14 protein-coding genes and 1 other RNA gene are annotated in these 16963 nt (G+C 63.7%); 6 read left to right on the plus strand and 9 right to left on the minus strand.

Annotated elements, in window-relative coordinates; all coding sequences use genetic code 11:
• Positions 1-186: 186 nt before the first annotated feature.
• Positions 187-369: a hypothetical protein gene (locus tag Q8P38_04480; GenBank protein ID MDP4013859.1), complete on the plus strand. Its 183-nt coding sequence runs from the start codon at positions 187-189 to the stop codon at positions 367-369.
• Positions 370-471: 102 nt separating this feature from the next.
• Here the strand turns inward: Q8P38_04480 and Q8P38_04485 are convergent, their stop codons facing one another.
• Together Q8P38_04485 and Q8P38_04490 are read right to left on the minus strand one after the other, a co-directional pair.
• Positions 472-858: a PIN domain-containing protein gene (locus Q8P38_04485; GenBank protein MDP4013860.1), complete on the minus strand. Its 387-nt coding sequence runs from the start codon at positions 856-858 to the stop codon at positions 472-474.
• Complete coding sequence (locus Q8P38_04490) at positions 855-1130, minus strand: hypothetical protein (protein ID MDP4013861.1); 276 nt, start codon at positions 1128-1130, stop codon at positions 855-857. The genes Q8P38_04485 and Q8P38_04490 overlap by 4 nt, the downstream gene beginning before the upstream one ends.
• Before the next feature lie 267 nt (positions 1131-1397).
• Here Q8P38_04490 and Q8P38_04495 point away from each other — a divergent pair, with 267 nt between their 5' ends.
• The 5 genes from Q8P38_04495 to Q8P38_04515 all read left to right on the plus strand — a co-directional run bounded on the left by Q8P38_04495 (position 1398) and on the right by Q8P38_04515 (position 7882).
• Complete coding sequence (locus Q8P38_04495; GenBank protein ID MDP4013862.1) at positions 1398-2654, plus strand: ATP-binding protein; 1257 nt, start codon at positions 1398-1400, stop codon at positions 2652-2654.
• Between the two features lie 328 nt (positions 2655-2982).
• The gene (locus Q8P38_04500; protein ID MDP4013863.1) at positions 2983-3960 is read left to right on the plus strand and encodes a hypothetical protein; all 978 of its coding nucleotides are present in this window, start codon (positions 2983-2985) and stop codon (positions 3958-3960) included.
• A 169-nt stretch (positions 3961-4129) separates the two neighbouring features.
• A complete protein-coding gene (locus Q8P38_04505) occupies positions 4130-6298 on the plus strand; it encodes a prolyl oligopeptidase family serine peptidase (protein MDP4013864.1) in 2169 nt (722 codons plus the stop codon).
• Positions 6288-6917 carry a methyltransferase domain-containing protein gene (locus tag Q8P38_04510; protein ID MDP4013865.1) on the plus strand — a complete coding sequence of 210 codons (630 nt, stop codon included), beginning with the start codon at positions 6288-6290 and terminating at the stop codon, positions 6915-6917. Before Q8P38_04505 ends, Q8P38_04510 begins: the two co-directional genes overlap by 11 nt.
• 134 nt (positions 6918-7051) lie before the next feature.
• On the plus strand, positions 7052-7882 hold the full coding sequence (locus tag Q8P38_04515) for a septum formation family protein (protein MDP4013866.1): 831 nt from the start codon (positions 7052-7054) through the stop codon (positions 7880-7882).
• A gap of 11 nt (positions 7883-7893) precedes the next feature.
• On the opposite strand, the gene Q8P38_04520 is transcribed toward Q8P38_04515, so the two are convergent.
• From Q8P38_04520 to Q8P38_04550, 7 genes are all read right to left on the minus strand, one after another.
• Positions 7894-8448 (minus strand): hypothetical protein, encoded by a 555-nt coding sequence (locus tag Q8P38_04520; protein MDP4013867.1) that lies wholly within the window; start codon positions 8446-8448, stop codon positions 7894-7896.
• An 80-nt stretch (positions 8449-8528) separates the two neighbouring features.
• Positions 8529-8894, minus strand: a transfer-messenger RNA (tmRNA) gene (gene ssrA / locus Q8P38_04525).
• 278 nt (positions 8895-9172) lie between these two features.
• Positions 9173-11377, minus strand: coding sequence for a ferredoxin (locus Q8P38_04530; GenBank protein MDP4013868.1), 2205 nt, complete (start codon positions 11375-11377; stop codon positions 9173-9175).
• A 2-nt stretch (positions 11378-11379) separates the two neighbouring features.
• A complete protein-coding gene (locus Q8P38_04535) occupies positions 11380-12342 on the minus strand; it encodes a thiamine pyrophosphate-dependent enzyme (GenBank protein MDP4013869.1) in 963 nt (320 codons plus the stop codon).
• Complete coding sequence (locus tag Q8P38_04540; GenBank protein ID MDP4013870.1) at positions 12339-14237, minus strand: 2-oxoacid:acceptor oxidoreductase subunit alpha; 1899 nt, start codon at positions 14235-14237, stop codon at positions 12339-12341. Before Q8P38_04540 ends, Q8P38_04535 begins: the two co-directional genes overlap by 4 nt.
• Before the next feature lie 17 nt (positions 14238-14254).
• On the minus strand, positions 14255-15754 hold the full coding sequence (gene gltA / locus Q8P38_04545; GenBank protein MDP4013871.1) for an NADPH-dependent glutamate synthase: 1500 nt from the start codon (positions 15752-15754) through the stop codon (positions 14255-14257).
• An 11-nt stretch (positions 15755-15765) separates the two neighbouring features.
• A complete protein-coding gene (locus Q8P38_04550) occupies positions 15766-16698 on the minus strand; it encodes a sulfide/dihydroorotate dehydrogenase-like FAD/NAD-binding protein (protein MDP4013872.1) in 933 nt (310 codons plus the stop codon).
• Positions 16699-16963 lie beyond the last annotated feature (265 nt).

Consider the following 16963-nt stretch of genomic DNA (forward strand, 5'->3'; position numbering starts at 1 on the left):
AACGCCTCCGCTTGCGGGAGGCACCCGATACAGTCCCAATCATGAAACCCAACCCTTCGTCTCGTTGATCCTTCCGAGACCACCCGATTTGGTTGGGTATTGAAACAGGGGAAGTTCCTCACGAAGTCAGACGCAGAGCAGTAGCTCGGTAGATTCTGCGGTATTCACAAGACGAGGAGCGCCGGGTTGAGATCCGCGGAAACGACCGTCCAAGTCACAGTCAGCGGGACTGCCCCCCGCCCGAGCCGCGCTGGGCGGATCGGCACAGTCGGGGTCGATGTCGGTCACGTCGTGTCGCTCGGCTATGAGGGCCTAGCCCTATCCGACGTCCTCGCGGAAGTGGCGAGCGCACGGCGTGTGGGCCACTAGCGGGAACGGTCGGGTCCCGGCACCTCCGCGGACGAGTCCGCGTGCCCCACACGACAGACGCCGTGGAACCCGGGACACACAACACCGTGGTGATCCACAGCGTCAGATGCTGTGGATCGTGACTGTCGGATCGATGGCATTCAACGCGGCCAGGTCATGCTCGTCGCCGGTCACGATGGGCAATCCGAGTTTGCGAGCCAACGTCACCACAGACGCGTCCACAACATCATCTGTTCCTGACTTGCCGCACAGAACACCACAGGCTTGAGCCAGGTGCTCGGTGAGCGGTTCGACGGTGACTCTCTTGTCCTTGAGGAACTTGGCGAGGCGCGCCTGCCCAGCGCCACCGCGCCACGCTTGAGCTAGGACCGCGGCTGGCACGAACACCTGGTCGCCGCCTTCATTCATCCCGGCGAGTAGCGCGATCATCCGCGTCTTATTCCTCTCGATACCGATGAGGGCGCCGGCATCGAAGACCATGCCGGTCACGACGCGGCGTTCAGCGGCTCACCGGCCGGAGTCACCGGATGCGTGACGGGGTGGCCGAGCACCTGGCTTGCCCAGGCGTAATCCTCCGGGGTTGGCTCCCCGCCGCTGGACCGCATCTGCGACACAAGTTCGGTCAGCGTGTCGTCTTCGCGTTGCTGAGACATGGCGCGAGCGACGTATGCCGACACGTTGTCCGCCCGGCCCTGCTCGACTGCCCGCTGGGCTTCGAGAACCAGCTCATCCGGCAAACTGACTGTGATCTTCTTGGTCATACTTCCATCATACCGGCGTTCATTCCTCACTGACTAGGACTACTCGCGTAACGGTGGAAAACTCGCCGAACTTGGCTCCCCCCGCCTGCGGATTGGTTCTGCGGAATCACCAGAGCAAGGGCCCCCACTTCCGCTGGCATGCGGCCGTTCCCAACACGCCACCTGCGACCAATCGAACGCACACCATGCGACCATTCGAACACGCGACCCGCGACTAATCGAACGCTCGCGACACCATCCAGGACCCCGGCGAGGTAGGCTCTCGAAATGGCCGCCGCCGACAACCTCGTCGCTCGCCACGCGTCGCGCCTCGTCGCCGAGGCTCTGCGGGACACCCGGGTCGTCCTGGTGCAGGGGGCTCGGCAGGTCGGCAAGTCGACTCTCGCCACGCGCCTCGTAGACCTACCGGGGGCCGAGGTACGCACACTCGACGATGTCGGAATGCTGGAGGCGGCCCGAACAGATCCCGTCGGGTTCGTCGAAACGCCAGGTCCCCTGGTCATCGACGAAATCCAGCGTGCTCCAGAGCTACTCCTGGCCATCAAGTCCCGAGTGGATCGAGATCCCCGCCCCGGGCAGTTTCTACTCACGGGGTCCGCACAAGTCCTCGCGACGCGACGAGTCGCCGACTCGCTGCCCGGCCGCGTCGAAACGATCAGCCTCTGGCCGCTGTCACAGGGGGAGATCGACGTCTCCCCCGACCAATTCCTCGATGCGGTGTTCCAAGACGGTCCCGATTTCACGCACACGACATCGGTCGCCCGCTCCGAGTACTTGTCCAGATTGACGCGCGGAGGCTTCCCGGACGCCCGCAACCGCTCCGCTCGACGGCTGCAAGCATTCCTGGATTCGTATACACGCTCGATCGTCGATCGCGATGTGCGGGACCTCTCCCAGATCGAGCGAGCGCCCCAACTTCGGGCGCTGCTTCCGATGCTGGCGGCACGCTCAGGCTCATTGATGATGCCTGCGGGGTTGGCCAACAAACTCGCAATCTCACGCCCCACGGTGGCGCGCTACCTGGCACTGCTTCAAGAGGTCTTCCTGATCGCCGCAATCCCGGCTTGGAGTCGAAACGTGAGCGCCAGGGCAACATCGGCAAGCAAGCTGGCGTTCGTCGACTCCGGGATCGCTGCCAACCTGCTCGGGGAAACGCCCGAGAGCCTGGCGAGACCCCAGTCTCATCTGGGGCCGCTGCTGGAAGGTTTCGTGGCGATGGAACTGGCACGGCAAGCCACGTGGAGCGATGTTCGGGTGGAACTGTCCCACTACCGAACCAAGGATGGAGTGGAAGTCGACCTCATCGCAGAGGACCGCTCGGGAGCTGTCATCGCGATCGAGGTCAAGGCCTCATCCACGGTGCGATCGGAGGACTTCCGGGGGATCCATCACCTCAGGGAACGAATTGGTGATGATCTGCGCCTCGGGATCGTCCTTCACGCTGGAACGAACACGCTGGCCTTCGGCCCTGGCCTCAAGGCAGTCCCCATCGCCGCGATATGGGAGGCCGGCCGCCCGAAGTGACCCCCTTTCTCAAGCAGGTCAGGAAGGGTCTGCTGGTGCCCCTGGTCGGCGGCGGTTCACCGATAGGCGTCCTTGCGCGGCGCGATCGTTAGGACGTGAGCTGACCCATCCGTTGAGATCTCATACAGGATGCGGCGCGAACGGCCGAGCCAGGCCCAACGGATGCCCTTCAGCGCGCCGACTCCAAGGCGGCAAGCTCAGCCTCTGTCCGCGCAGGATTCCGGCCCTCAGCACGCGCCTCAGCGATGGCGATGGCGATGGCGATGGAGCCGACAGGTTTCTTGCTAGCGTCTGCTAGTTGCCGCAGAACCGACCGGATGGGGAATCAATGCGCAAAGCAAGATGGACGATCGCCGCAGCGAGTGCCGCGCTGGCCTTCGGAGCCGTCTCGGGAACCGCGGTCCAGGCGGACCCCGCCCAGTATCCAACCAACGGGCGGCTCGTCTTCAGCGCTGTGGACGGGGACACCGGAACGGTGCAGATATTCAGCGTTACGGGTCATGGCAAGGGCTTGCGGCAGCTAACCCAGCCCTCGGGCCCCGATGTGTGGAACGAGTGTCCGTCATGGAGCCCCAACGGCAAGAGGATCCTCTTCGACAACGCGGATCGATCAGACGACACCCTGCCGCAGTTGTACCGAATGCGCGGCGACGGCTCACGCGCTCGTTTGATCGGATCGACGACGAGATACGCGGCCTGCCCAGTCGCCAGTCCGTCTCAGAACCTGATCGCCTACCTGACCTATCCGAAGTCGGGCAACGCACAGATCGGGATCATGAAGTCTCGCGGAACGGGCGCCCGGGTACTGCTCAAGGCCAAGGGCGCGAACCTGTACGGCCCATCCTTCTCACCGAATGGGCGCTTGCTCGCCTACGAGCGGGTCGTCTTCGGCCAGAACGGAATCCAGAGCGCGGACGTGTACGTGTACGACATGATGACAGGCTCGAAGACCAATCTGACTTCCGGTCGCCCGGCACAGTTCGGTTCGCCCTCATGGGACCCCCGAGGTGACGCGATTCTCGCGACGCGCGGCGCGCGCAACGTGGTTCGCATCGATCTGAACGACCTGACAACCAAGCGCGTCGTCAAGTCGCCCAAGAACACGTGGGTGACCAGCCCCGTCTACGCGCCTCATCGCAACAAGATCGCCTACCTCACTTGTGAAGGCGATTGCGGAGACCCTGATATCACCGGGATCGGAACTTTGTGGACCGCGAAACCAAATGGCAAGAAGGCCAGGGCGATAGTGGCGACGGAGGGCGCGATTCAACCAGCCGACAAGGTGTCCTGGGGAGTTCGTCCCTGACACGTCAACGGCAAGGCCGCCTTGGCGCAAGGGGCGTTAAGTCACTCGCCGCAGGATCTCCGGGCTCAACTCGACGCCGCCGCGCCTGGCGTCGTGGCGGAGGCTTCTCCAGACGGCCCGGGACTCACTCGGACGAGATCAACACCCTCGAGTAGCTGGACTGGCCGGCATGCGATCTGTTTCACTCGTCACGAGCGAGCGACAGGGCAGGAAGGCGGCTGGCATGCCAAAGCCCCACTCGAGGCCGGTTTCTTCAGTAATCGTCGCACTGACGGCAGTGGCAGCGCTCGCGTTCTCCGCCGGATGCAGCCCGTCGCAACCACTCAAGGATCCAACGCGGCAACCGCAGGGGATCATCCCGGCGGCCAAGTCACTGACGGCCAAGGACATCCTGAACGCCGACCTGCCGTGGGGCCCCTTCATGTCTCCAGACGCGTCCCGAGCGATGTGGATCAAAACGAACTACACGCCGGGCGAGGAGCTCCCGTCGTGGAAGATGTACGTCACGGACCTCGCGACTCTCAAGAGCAAGCTGGTCCTTTCCGGTTCAGGCCTGATAGCGGGCCTTCCCAAGTGGTCCCCAGATGGGACCACCTTCGCCTACATCGACGCGGCACCTGACGGGACAACGCAGCTGTTCACGGTCCCGGCTTCCGGCGGGAAGCCAACGAAGGTCACCTCCGTCGAAGGAGGCGTGGTCGCGCACGCGTGGCGGGACGCCTCCACGCTCGCGTTCACAGCTCCCGTAGTCGACGCGGACGCCGATGACACGGACGAGACGATCCACGTCACGACCGAGACTGACGACAAGGTGAGGCTCTTCCAGGTCGCCGCCGCTGGAGGGAAAGTTGTCCCGCTGACGCACAACAACGACCAGATCACCTCATTCTGGCTCTCGCCCGACGGCGGCAAGGCGCTCACGGTCCAGACGCGGGACTTCGGTGGAGGCAACGAGTACTACCAGAAGATACCCCAAGTGCCGCGCCTGAACTACCTCGTCGATCTCTCGAACGGAACTGAGAAGTCAGTACTTCAGGACGTCCGCTCGGTATCCGGTGTCACGTGGTCCTCCGATTCCCAGACGGCCTGGGTGGAGAGCAACTACACGCCCGACAAGTTGCTGGCCGCAACGACGACCAAGATTCGGGCGCTCGACGTTCCTTCCGGAAGCGACAGCGAGGTCGATCTGGACTGGAGCCGAGGCATTCATTCGCAAACGGGCGCGACTCCGGCCGTGGCCTCGACGTCTGACGGCTTCATGGCGATGCTCGCGGACGGCACGAACCCGAGGCTCGCCGCCTATTCGGGGCCGAAGCAGTCACCGGCGAGACAGGCATTGGAAGGCGAGCATCAGGGAAGCATCTTCGCCTTCGATGTTTCCAAGGACGGGAAGAAGATCGTCTACCTCTATTCGACGCCCAGCACCCCGCCGCAGATGTACGCAGCCAAGATCATCTCCGGGAACATCAGCGACCCGAGGCGCTTCACGGACCTCAACGCGGGCTGGTCCGGCAAGGAGTTCGTCAGGAGCGAGGTAATCAGCTGGCAGGGCGCGCAGAACGATCCCGTGGACGGCATCCTCTGGTACCCAAGCGGCTACGAGCCGGGCAAAAAGTACCCGCTCGTGTTGATGATCCACGGCGGACCATTCCACGTCGACCTAGCCGAATGGGCGAGCAACACCTATTCGCTCTACCCCTACCAGTTGATGGCGCAAAAGGGAGCCTTCGTGCTGGCCCCCAACTACCACGGCAGCAGCGAGTACGGCCTCGACTTCGCCCGCTCGATTCGCGACGGCCGGTTCTACGACTACCCCCTCCAGGACATCGAGAACGCCATCGACCGTCTCGTAGAACTGGGGATGGTCGACGACAACCGGCTCGGAACTCTGGGGTGGTCAAACGGCTCGATCCTGTCCAACGCGCTCATAGCCCAGGACCAGCGCTTCAAGGCAGCCTCGCTCGGAGCCGGGGGAAACGAGTGGGTCTCGCTTTGGGGATCAGCCGTGGACGGGTATTTGCTCCTCGAGTACTACTTCGGCGCGGGCCCCATCGAGAATCCGTCGCTGTACACGGACGCCGCGATGGCGCCGTTCTACAGCGCTCGCGACGTTGAAACGCCCGCAGTTATGTACCAGGGGGATGCCGACATAAGCGTGCCGCCAGGTATGACATGGAGCGCATTCCGCGCCCTGCAGAAGTACGGGAAAGCGCCGGTCGAGCTGTTCATCTTCCCCGGGGCCGGCCACGATCCCATCCAGCGCTCCTACCAGGCGCGAAAGCTGACCGAAGACATCAAGTGGTTCGACAAGTACCTGTTCGATTCCAATGGACCATAGCCACGATGAGTCGATCGCCGCGATCTACGACTCCTCCGCCACGACTTACGACGCCAGCCGGGACGAGTTTGATCTGACTGAGGTACTCCGTGATTTCCGCGCCCGGCTCCCGGCGTCCGGAAACCTGCTCGACTTGGGCTGCGGCGCGGGCAGACCCGTCGCCCTTGAGTTCGCCTCCGCCGGATGGCACGTGACCGGCGTGGATCGCAGCCGCGCGATGCTCGACCTGGCAGCCAAGTTCGTGCCCGGCATGGAGGTCATCCACGCCGACATGCGCAGCGTGAGATTCCCCGATCAGTCCTTCGACGCGATCGTGGCGATCTACGCCCTGTTCCACATCCCGTGGACGGACCACCCGGCGTTGTTCGCGAACATGCGCGCGTGGCTGCGTCCAGGCGGCACCGCTCTGTTCACGTATGCCACACGTGCCTACACCGGGCACGATCGGTTCAACGGGACCAAGGAGTTCATGGGTCAACAGTTGTTCTACAGCCACACCACGCCGGAGGAGCTTCGGGCTCAACTCGACGCCGCCGGACTGGATGTCGTGGACGCGCAGGACCGCACGATCGCGGGCGAGACCTTCCTGTGGGTGACGGTCACGCCTAGGTCGACCTGAGCCTCCGCCCGCCGAGTGCTCGCCCACGCCGACCAGGCGATGCGGATGGCACAGGTCTCTGACGCCCAGGGCTCGGTCCAAGCTCGAGCTTCTCGCTCTGCAACCGAGCAGCGATCTTGGCTACCGTTCCTGGCATGACCGAAGGCGGCGCGCCAGAATCCAATACCCCCAGTGCGGGGGGAGAACCGCCCCCATCCCCCGGTCCCACCGGCTCCGAGCCGCTTGACGCCATGCCACCTCCGACGCTCCCGCCGCTCGCATCCCCTCCGCCCGGTGCCCCCCCGGCGCCCCCGCCCGGCCCGATGCAGGCGTATGGCCAGCCCCTCTACGCCCCCGGGCCATCACCTGAGCCTCCGTGGGATGGATTCGCCGTTGTCGCGTTCATCCTCGCGGTGCTCGGAACCACATGCCTCAGCGCAGCCCTTGGCATCGCCGGGCTCGTACGGACGCAGAACGGACAACGACGCGGTCGGGGGTTGGCTATCGCAGCGATCGTGATCTCGATCCTCTGGGCGGTGATCTTCATCGGACTGGTCGCCCTGACTCTCTCCAACACAGCCCAGCGCGATTCGTCGGGAAACGTCACCGAAGCTGGCACCGAGAGCTTCGAAAACGCCCGGGTGGGCGACTGCCTCACCGACTTGTCAGCGCTAAGCACGACCGAATCCACGACAGTCCGATCCCTCAACGTTGCCCCATGCGGCCAGCCCCATCAAGGCCAGATCGTGGTCATCTTCGACATGCCTGGTGGGCCCTATCCGGGGCAGGACACCGTATTCGAAGACGCCAGCACGCAATGCTCGCAGCGTGTCCCATCTGAAACTGCCAGCGCGGGAGTCGCGCAGTCGCTCGACTTCGCCTTGATCTACCCTCTCGCCGACTCCTGGCAGCGCGGCGACCGCCAAGTCATCTGCGTCATGGGAAAGACCGGGGGGACCATGACCGAATCCCTTCCGGGTCTGTAGCTAGCCGCCGACTACTTCTGAATGATGTGCATGTCCTTGATCGTCACCGTGATGTCCACATAGGCCACGCCTAGGAGCCTGACCTGAGGAATCGTTGCCGATCCGCTCCAGTAGCCTGAGGCCTCCTGCCTGAGCAACATTGGCTGATGCTTCTCCGGCGTCTCGCCGAGGAGGAGGTCGCGCGCGTAGAGGCGAATCTTGATGGCCTCGTTCGGCCAGACCGACACATCCCGCAAAGGGAAAGTCCGCGGGCCCCCTTGGCTGTTCGTCAGCACGAGCGTACCCGAGTCCCCGCGGATCCAGCCGCCCTCGATCTGGAACTGCTGGTCCTTGACGAGCTTCTTGCTGTAGACGATGGACACCGACCCTCCGGAGTCAACGTCGTAGGAGGGCGCGTTTGCGGTCACACCGTCAGGAGCCACTGTGGAAGCGCTAGGGGGCGCAGTGTTCGGCTCCGCGCCAGAACTCCTGACGACGTCGTCGTCGGTCGTCGCGCTCGAGCACCCCGCGATGGCCAGGGATAACGCAGCCACACCAGCGCTCGCGGCAACGATAATCTTTCGCATCGGTCCCGTCCTTCCCCCGGCGGCATCGAGGTTCGCGACGCTGGTGTTCGGTCTGCCGGGTCTTCCGCCGGCCAGGCCGGTTGTGGAGGTGCCGGGAATCGAACCCGGGTCCATCGGTGGTGATCGGGGCATTCTCCGGGCGCAGTCGTCGTTGCGCGTTCTCGGCCTCCCTGCTTCGTGCGACACAGCAGGTAACACGGCCCAAGTCACTGTTTGGTCTTCCGCCGACGCGCGTGACCCGCGCCCTTGGTTAGTCCCCTAACGACGTCCGACGGTGCGGGGACACTTCCCGCCGAACGCTTCACCTAGTCGCTGTCAGGCAGCGAGAGCGAAGTTGGTGCGGTTTTGATTGGCACCTATCTTTTTCACGGATGGATTACAAGATCACCGTGATCCTCGGCCCGCTTCTCCCGTCTCAACATCCGATGTCGAAACCAGTCACCCCCCTGTTCAGTTGTCCTTCCACTCTCAAGGCTAGGCCACACTCGGCCTGCGCGCCACCGGCCAAACGTGGAGCCACGCCTCGCAGCAGCGCCGCCCCTCTCCTTCGCGGAAACGCCCGTTCCCGACAAACGCATCCGTTTCGCAAGGACGCGACCGTTGCAACGGGCGCGTCTGTACCTAAACATGCGCGTTTGTCGGGAACGGCCGTTTCGGCAGGGGCGGCAGGGCGGTGCCGCAGCGAGGGTAGTCCGCTGCGGGCGACCACCTATTCAAGCCGGACCTACGCGAACACCTCAGCGCGCTTGAGTAGCTCCTCAAGCCCCGGTTCATTCGGATTCTGAGGCTTGCCAGGGTGGATCACCGCCACCTGGCAACTCTCCGCCGCCTCGACCAGCTGGGCATAAGTGCCCGCGGCCAGATCCTGGATGTACGCCTGCTGATTATCGTTGTACGCGAACATCTTGTTGTTGATCTCGGTGCATTCGTTGCAGGTTGAGCAGCGCTCGGTGTCTATGTACGTCTCGTCGGGCGACCTCTCTGGCTCTTCATCGGCTTCGACCGCCGCCTCACCGACCGCGGGCACTGCCGCTTCGGCGAGGGTTTGCTGCGCCACTGGCCCACCGTCGGGAGTGGGGCCGACCGCAACCGACCTCTCCAGGAACGCCGCCTCCGCGCGCGCCACCGCCCGCTCGGCATGCGAGTTGTGGATGCCGGCGAGCTCCTGCAGGCTGTGCCACAGGGAAAGACATCGACGGGACTCGCGGATCAACCTGTCAGGGACGATGACCCGCTGTAGCGAGTCATCCGGATCCACCATGAGCAGGCTCGGCACCTCGTCGATCTTCTCCCGCGTCGACAGATCCACGAACTCGGTCACCGGTACCAAGTCGTCGGTCCACTCGTCTTGCGGAACGCGAGCGAAGTGCGACGCCTGGCGCGGGTCGTAAGCGACGAAGTCCACCAAAGTGAACGCGACCTGACCGCGAACTGCCTGGCACTCCCGGTCCTGATGGGCGAAGTCGTAGACTGGCCAGTCCATCTCGGGCTGCGGGTTGGCGGCGATCGAGAATCGCGAGGCCCAGTCATCACCGGCCGATGGATCGTAGACAAACGCGGGGAACACCCTCGACTCAAGGGCCGCAGCCGCCGTCAGGTAGGCCGACGTGCCCGCCTGCGCGGCGCTACCGCCGGAGAAAACGCTGAACAGGGCCGGCCCAGTGTGGTCGAGCCCGCGCCGGATCTCATCGCGCAGGTGCAGGAGAGCTGAGCTCGGCGCCTGAAGCACGAACACATCCGTAAGGCCCATCGCGGTGCTGGCCAAGCTCCTGCTTCGCAGCGAGAACGCCAAGTGCCCGTCGCCGACCTCCGACTCCTCGATGACGTCATCACTTTGGACCATCACCTTGAACGGAAGGTCAGCGCAGAGGATCTCGAAGAGCAGCTCCTGGTCCTGCACGAGCATTCGGTCGGAATTGAGGTTCACCAGATACTCGGGGAACATCGCCAGGTACCTGGCGTCAAGCCCGTGGCTTCCGAACGACTCGAACAGCAGGTCGTGCCTGGCTTCGTCGTACTCTCCCGCCATCTCCAGCTCGCCAATGGCGATCGCCCTGGCCAGTTCGAGGGCTTGCGGTAGCCGCTTGCGATACGCCTCAAGCGCGCTGGCGCAGTCGTCGAACGTGAAGTCGTAGACCCCGTCCGCGGACGTCGGCGTGGCGAAGAAACGCTGCGACTTGAGCACCGACAGCAGCTCTTCAATACGGCTGCGGCGGCTGTCAGCGATCGGCGTCGCGGATGCGGACTGACCCAACATGCGCGACATGGTCTCGAAGTCGAAGGCGTCCATCGGACCGGTGCCGAACGAGGACTGGAGGTTCTCGGCACTGAGCCCTTCGCGTGATTTCTCGAAGTTGGCCTTGAGGATGTTGGAAAGTCTCAGGATCAGCCGGGCCACGATGTCGTTGAAAATCTTGGCACGCTGACCCTGGGTGATCCCCCAGGCGTGGCTCAGGATTCGATGAGTCAGGTCCACGTCGCAATCAAGCAGTTCGCCGTCCACGATCAGCTCGCTCCGAGCCCGCGCGAGGCTGTCCGCTACCAGCTCGTCGGCTGCTGACATGGGACCGGCAACGCTGTCCCATAGGCCTGAGAGCCTGCCTCGCGCGCCGCTAGCCACGGACCCCCGGATCCCAGCTTCAAGACGTAGGACGTGCGCACGGATGCGATCACCGTCGTCACCGGTGGCGGCCTTTGAGAGGAGGTCGTCGATGATGCCGGACATAGACTCGACGTAGTTTCCGCCATCCGGGGTGTCGACCAGCACCAGCGGGAAGTCGTAGCGAAGCGTGGATAGATCCTGGTACTCGCCGAGAAGCGCCGGTACCAGGCGGGGCTCGTCGATGGAGGTCAGGTTCGTGCCAGTCCGGCTCCCGGTGAGGTGAAACGCGATGTGTGTCTGGAGGTTATTGTTCATGTCCTTCGCCACCCTCAGACCATGTACTTGTCGAACTCGGCTTCGAGCCCGCTCCTGACGATCTCGTCAGTGCGCAGAACTCCTGAGTGCCTCGTCTCCTCGTAGCACGGCACGTCCCTGTTCTGGTAGAGGATTCCCACGGGCATGACGTCATGGGATGACGCGATTTCGCGCGCACGATCAAGGTCCAGAGGGTCGTGGTACAAGTCGTTCTTGTACACGCGCGCCAGACCCGCGCTCAACGTGAGGGCGTTCTCGTGATGAAGAAGCTGAACCTTGCTTGGATCCTTCATCCACGGATCGAGCATGTTGGGAAGCCACTCAGGGCAACGCTGGATGATCCGCACGAATGACAGACCCTTGTGCTCGTAGGCAGCGTTGACAATCTCGTACAGACTCTCGGGGATCCAGTCGGCGGCCTGCGCGACGAAGGACACGTTGGACACGCCCAGAGTCACGGTCAGGGGGTTCAGCGCCTCAAGGTAACTGCCGCGCGGCGTCGTGTTGCTCTTCACACCGATCGGCGTCGTCGGAGATGCCTGCTTCTTGGTAAGTCCGTAGATCTGGTTGTCGTGCAAGAAGACCGTCAGATTCATGTTGTACCGGATGGCATGGATCCAATGCGCGGCGCCGATGCTGCAAAGGTCGCCATCGCCGGTGTTCACGAACACTGTCAGGTCGGGCCGGGACATCCGCACACCCTCAGCGATCGGCAGCGCCCGCCCGTGGATGCCGTGGAACCCGTAGGTGTTCAGATAGTGCGGGAAGCGGCTTGAACATCCGATGCCGGATACGAACACCGTCTTCTCCGGGCGGAGCCCCCGGTCACGGCAGAGCCGCTGGACGGCCGCCAGGATGGCGTTGTCACCGCAGCCGGTGCACCACCTCGGCACGCCGCTCTGGTAATCCTCAAGGCTGCGCCGCTCCTCATAAAGCTCAAGCAGGCGTTCGGTCGCGGAGATCTCCATGATGCTCATGCCTTGTCCCCCAGCTTCGCGAGCAGAACCTCACGCAACGCGCTGGGCTGCAGCGGACGTCCGCGCACTTCACTCCAGCAGTCGATGTCAACCAGGTACCGCGAGCGCAGCAGCATCGCCATCGACGAGTACCTGCGATTCGACTCGTTGATGATCTCGTCACTGGGATCGTCGCTGAAGTTCGTCTCGACGGCGATCACCTTGTCGAACCGCTGCATGATCTCCTTGATCCCCGGTGGCATCGGGTTGAGGAAGCGCAGATGGATGGACGAGACCGACTTGCCCTCGTCACGCAGCAACTCGACGACCTCCTCGATCGCCCCCTTGGTGCTTCCCCAGCCGACCACGAGCAGCTCTCCTTCGTCGCCGCCGAAGACCTCCGGCGGCCGCAGGGTGCGCTGCAGCGCCGCCAACTTGAGGCTGCGCGCCCTAAGGCCCTGCATGTTGATATCTGGGTCGTACGCGACATGGCTCTCCGAGTCGTGAGCCAGACCGGTGATGGCGTGCATCCCGCCAGGCTGTCCGGGTATGAACCTTCGAGCCAAGCCCGTAGTGGGATCCCAGTCGTAGGGTTTCACATTCGGAGGCGCGGGGCTCTGGTCGATCGGCGGCGCGAGCCACTTCTCGCTGAACTCCGGGCGCGGATACGGCTGCTGCGACGTCGCCAGGCCCGCGTCGGTGAGGACGACGACCACCGTGTTGAACGTCTCTGCGATCCGTCGAGCCGTGATTATCGAGTAGAAACAATCCTCGATCGTCGCCGGTGCGATGACAACCTTCGGGGCATCCCCGTGGCTGCCGAAGATGGCGGCCATGAGGTCGCCCTGCTCTGTCTTCGTTGGCTGGCCGGTAGACGGGCCGCCGCGCTGGACGTTCACGACCACGAGGGGGATCTCGGCCATAACAGCCAGGCCGATCGCCTCTTGCTTCAGGGAGTAGCCCGGCCCTGAAGTGATCGTCACCGCGCACTTGCCCGCGTATGAGGCCCCGATAGCGAAGGTGCAGGCCGCGATCTCGTCCTCGGCCTGATGCACGATGCCGCCGACCTTCTCGAAGACATCCGACAGGTAGTGGGAGGCCGAGGTCGCCGGCGTGATGGGGTACATCGCGCACAGTTCCATGCCCGAGGCCATCACGCCCAGGGCAAGGGCGATGTTGCCGTTGGTGACGATCTTCGATCCTGGCTCTGTCTTGGCCGGGATGCGGAATCGGATGTCGAGGTTCTCCTGCGCGTAGGCGTATCCGGCCTCGAGCAGTACTACGTTCTGGTCGATGACGGACTGCGACTTCTTCCGGAACGTGATCGCGATCTGGTCACGCGCCGCCTTCAGATCGAAGCTGTAGATCGCGCACAGCATCCCTAGGGCATACATGTTCTTGCCCCGGCTCGGATCGGACACCAGTAGCTGGCACTGCTGCTGCATCGGGACCTCATACACGCGGTAGCCGGACTCGACCAAGCGCTTGTGGGCCTCGATGTAGGAGTCCTTGATCGTGGAGTCCGCGTGGTCCCGCCAGGCACTCTCCAGCAGGATGATGCAGTCCGGCTTGAGCTCCCGGTCGCGTACGCGTCCCAGGAGGACCTGCTCGTTGAAGGCCACAACCAGGTCGGTCTGGTCGCCTCCGTTGGTGACCTGTCCTGTGCCGATGCGAATACGGTTGCCGCTGGCCCCGGCGACGCTGCGAGCCGGGGGACGGATCTCAGCCGGGATGATCTCAGTCGTCCAGATGCCGTTGCCCATTCTGGCGGCGATGGAGCCGAGCGACTGTCCACAGCTCTGCGCACCCTCGCCCGAGTCGCTGATTATCTCGACGACGTGCTCATTCAGCTCAACTACAGGCACTTCGCCAGCCTCCGCGCCAGTGGATGCGGGATTCAACGTCGCAGTGGTCATCTCGTCGGTCGCTCCATTCACGCCACGTACACACGGCGGAAGTTGTGCTCCGCCCGGTCTATTCCAAAGAGGCGATCGCCATCACCCGCGTACGGGAGGCGGACATCGCGGATCCCGAGGAAATCCTTCATGCGCTGTGCGGCCTTGCGGCCAGCGCCCATCGCCTCAATGACTGTGGCGGCACCGGTGACGATGTCACCACCAGCGAACACTCCCGCGAGCGAAGTGGCGAGGTTGTCGTCAGTGTCGATGTATCCCCACTTGTTCAGCTTCAGGCCCGAGGTCTGCCCCATGATCGGGTTGGCATTCGTACCGATCGCGTACACGATCAGGTCGGCCTCGAAGTCGAACTCGCTTCCCTCAACGGTCACCGGGCGCCGTCGGCCCGAGTCGTCAGGCTCGCCCAACTCCATGCGGACGCACCGCATACCGCGAACGCCGCCTTGGCCATCATCGAGGATTTTGACCGGGTTCGTCAGCCAGTGGAACTCAACGCCCTCCTGCTGAGCATGGTGCACTTCCTCGGCGCGCGCGGGCGCCTCGGCGTGCGACCGCCGGTAGATGCAGTAGACCTGCTCCGCTCCAAGGCGGAGGGAGACTCGCAGCGCATCCATAGCCGTGTTGCCCGCGCCTACGACAGCGACCCGCTTGCCCATTGGCAGGGGCGTGTCGTATTCCGCGTCCTTGGCTCGCATCAGGTTGCAGCGGGTTAACAGCTCGTTGGCCGACAGCACTCCGTTCAGCGAGTCGCCGGGGACTCCGAGCATGGTCGGATAGCCAGCGCCCACACCGACGAAGACAGCGTCGAAGCCCATCTCGCTGATCATCTGCTCGAGCGTGAACAAGCGCCCAACCAGGGTGTTGCACTGAAACACCACGCCGAGCCTGCGGAGGGAGTCGATCTCCGCGTCGATCACCGTGTTCGGAAGGCGGAAGTCGGGGATCCCGTACTTCAGCACGCCGCCGGGCTGGTGGAAGGCCTCGAACACGGTGACGTCGCAACCAGCTTTGGCCATGTCCGCGGCGCACGCCATGCCGGCGGGTCCGGATCCTACGATGCCGATCTTGAACCGGTTGGATTCGATGTGGGGCATGTTCACCCAGCCCTCGGCGATGGCCGTGTCGCCTACGAACCTCTCCAGGCGTCCGATAGCTACAGGCTCCAGCGACTCACCGACGACGCACACGCCCTCGCACTGGTTCTCCTGAGGGCAGACGCGACCACATACTGCCGGCAAGAGGTTCGTGCTAGTGAGGATGTCGTATGCCCCGCGGATGTCCTCCTGGTTGACCTTCTCGATGAAGCCCAGGATGTCCACGCCAACTGGGCACCCGATGACGCACGGCTTCTCCGGGCACATCATGCACCGCTCGGACTCCCGGAGCGCGGCTTCACGCGGATAGCCGCAGGCGACCTCTTCGAAGTTGCCGATCCGCGCTTGGGGATCCTGCTCCAGCATCGGCGTGCGTTCCTGCGGGATCGTCCGGATCGTCTTACGTTTCTGCTTCTTCGCCATATCGGATTCCGCTACCTCTTCGTTTCCGCGGTCGCGTTAGCGCCGCCTCGCATACGGCAGCTGCTCTTCCAAGCGTCCAGGGCCACTTTCTCCGCAGCAGCGTAGCGACGAAGTCGGGTCATCAGATCGTCGAAGTCGACCTGGTGGCCGTCGAAATCAGGACCGTCGACGCAAGCGAACTTCACCTGTCCGCCTATCTTGACCCGGCATCCCCCGCACATCCCCGTGCCGTCGACCATGACCGGGTTGAGGCTCACCATCGTCTTGATGCCGTAGGGCCGGGTCGTCTCGGCGCACCCCCTCATCATGACCGGGGGGCCGATGGCGACGACCTCATCGATGTCGGCGTGCTTCCCGATGGCCTGCTCGATGCCTTCGGTTACTAGCCCCTTGATGCCAACCGATCCATCATCCGTGCAAATGATGTACTCGTCGCAGAAGGCCCGGAACTTGTCCTCCCAGAACACCAGATCCTTGTTACGGAAGCCGACGACCCCGATTACATACGCGCCAGCCTCCTTGTAGCCACGGGCTTGCGGGAAGATCGGCGCCACTCCCAGGCCTCCGCCGACGCACACGACCTTCTTGGCCTTGCTGATCTCGCTTGGGATGCCCATCGGCCCGACCATGCCGTACAGGGACGTGCCAGCCAGGCACTCCTGCTGCATCTGCAGCGTCGTCTTGCCGACGGCCTGGATCACCAGCGTGATGGTGCCGGCGTCGCGGTCGAAGTCGGCGATCGTCAAGGGGATCCGCTCGCCCTGCTCATGGAGCATCACGATCACGAACTGGCCTGGCTTCGCCGCTTTGGCCATCAGGGGATGGTGTATCTCGAGCAAGAACGTCACGTCGGAAAAATCCTGACGCTCGATGATCCGGAAATCAGACATCCGGATGCCTTGCTCGCTCGGTTCCGCTTCTCGCATGTCCAAGACTTCTCGCATAGTCACGGCCGATTATCGCACGGCCTGCGAGGTCGCCAAAAACCTGGTCGGCCCAGCGCCACAGGCGTGTTGTTGGCGAGCCTAAACCTGGATCCACCGATGACGGCCGGGCCGACAGTAGGTGAGTCGGCCGGGGCATGACGTCCACCGAAACTGGTCAACCCCACTTCGCGGAAGCGGCCGTTCCGAACAAACGCGACCTTTACAGGAAGAAACTCCCGTTGGAACGGGCGCGTCTGTACCCTAAAGGTCGCGTTTGTTCGGA

The organism is Candidatus Nanopelagicales bacterium (assembly GCA_030700225.1).
GTDB lineage: Bacteria > Actinomycetota > Actinomycetes > S36-B12.

What these genes read in the sequence shown, in the direction of transcription:
- Q8P38_04490 (MDP4013861.1), bottom strand. Translation starts at nt 1,130, where the DNA reads ATGACCAAGAAGATCACAGTCAGTTTGCCGGATGAGCTGGTTCTCGAA.
- Q8P38_04495 (MDP4013862.1), top strand. Translation starts at nt 1,398, where the DNA reads ATGGCCGCCGCCGACAACCTCGTCGCTCGCCACGCGTCGCGCCTCGTC.
- Q8P38_04500 (MDP4013863.1), top strand. Translation starts at nt 2,983, where the DNA reads ATGCGCAAAGCAAGATGGACGATCGCCGCAGCGAGTGCCGCGCTGGCC.
- Q8P38_04505 (MDP4013864.1), top strand. Translation starts at nt 4,130, where the DNA reads ATGCGATCTGTTTCACTCGTCACGAGCGAGCGACAGGGCAGGAAGGCG.
- Q8P38_04510 (MDP4013865.1), top strand. Translation starts at nt 6,288, where the DNA reads ATGGACCATAGCCACGATGAGTCGATCGCCGCGATCTACGACTCCTCC.
- Q8P38_04515 (MDP4013866.1), top strand. Translation starts at nt 7,052, where the DNA reads ATGACCGAAGGCGGCGCGCCAGAATCCAATACCCCCAGTGCGGGGGGA.
- Q8P38_04520 (MDP4013867.1), bottom strand. Translation starts at nt 8,448, where the DNA reads ATGCGAAAGATTATCGTTGCCGCGAGCGCTGGTGTGGCTGCGTTATCC.
- Q8P38_04535 (MDP4013869.1), bottom strand. Translation starts at nt 12,342, where the DNA reads ATGAGCATCATGGAGATCTCCGCGACCGAACGCCTGCTTGAGCTTTAT.
- Q8P38_04540 (MDP4013870.1), bottom strand. Translation starts at nt 14,237, where the DNA reads ATGACCACTGCGACGTTGAATCCCGCATCCACTGGCGCGGAGGCTGGC.
- gltA (MDP4013871.1), bottom strand. Translation starts at nt 15,754, where the DNA reads ATGGCGAAGAAGCAGAAACGTAAGACGATCCGGACGATCCCGCAGGAA.
- Q8P38_04550 (MDP4013872.1), bottom strand. Translation starts at nt 16,698, where the DNA reads ATGCGAGAAGTCTTGGACATGCGAGAAGCGGAACCGAGCGAGCAAGGC.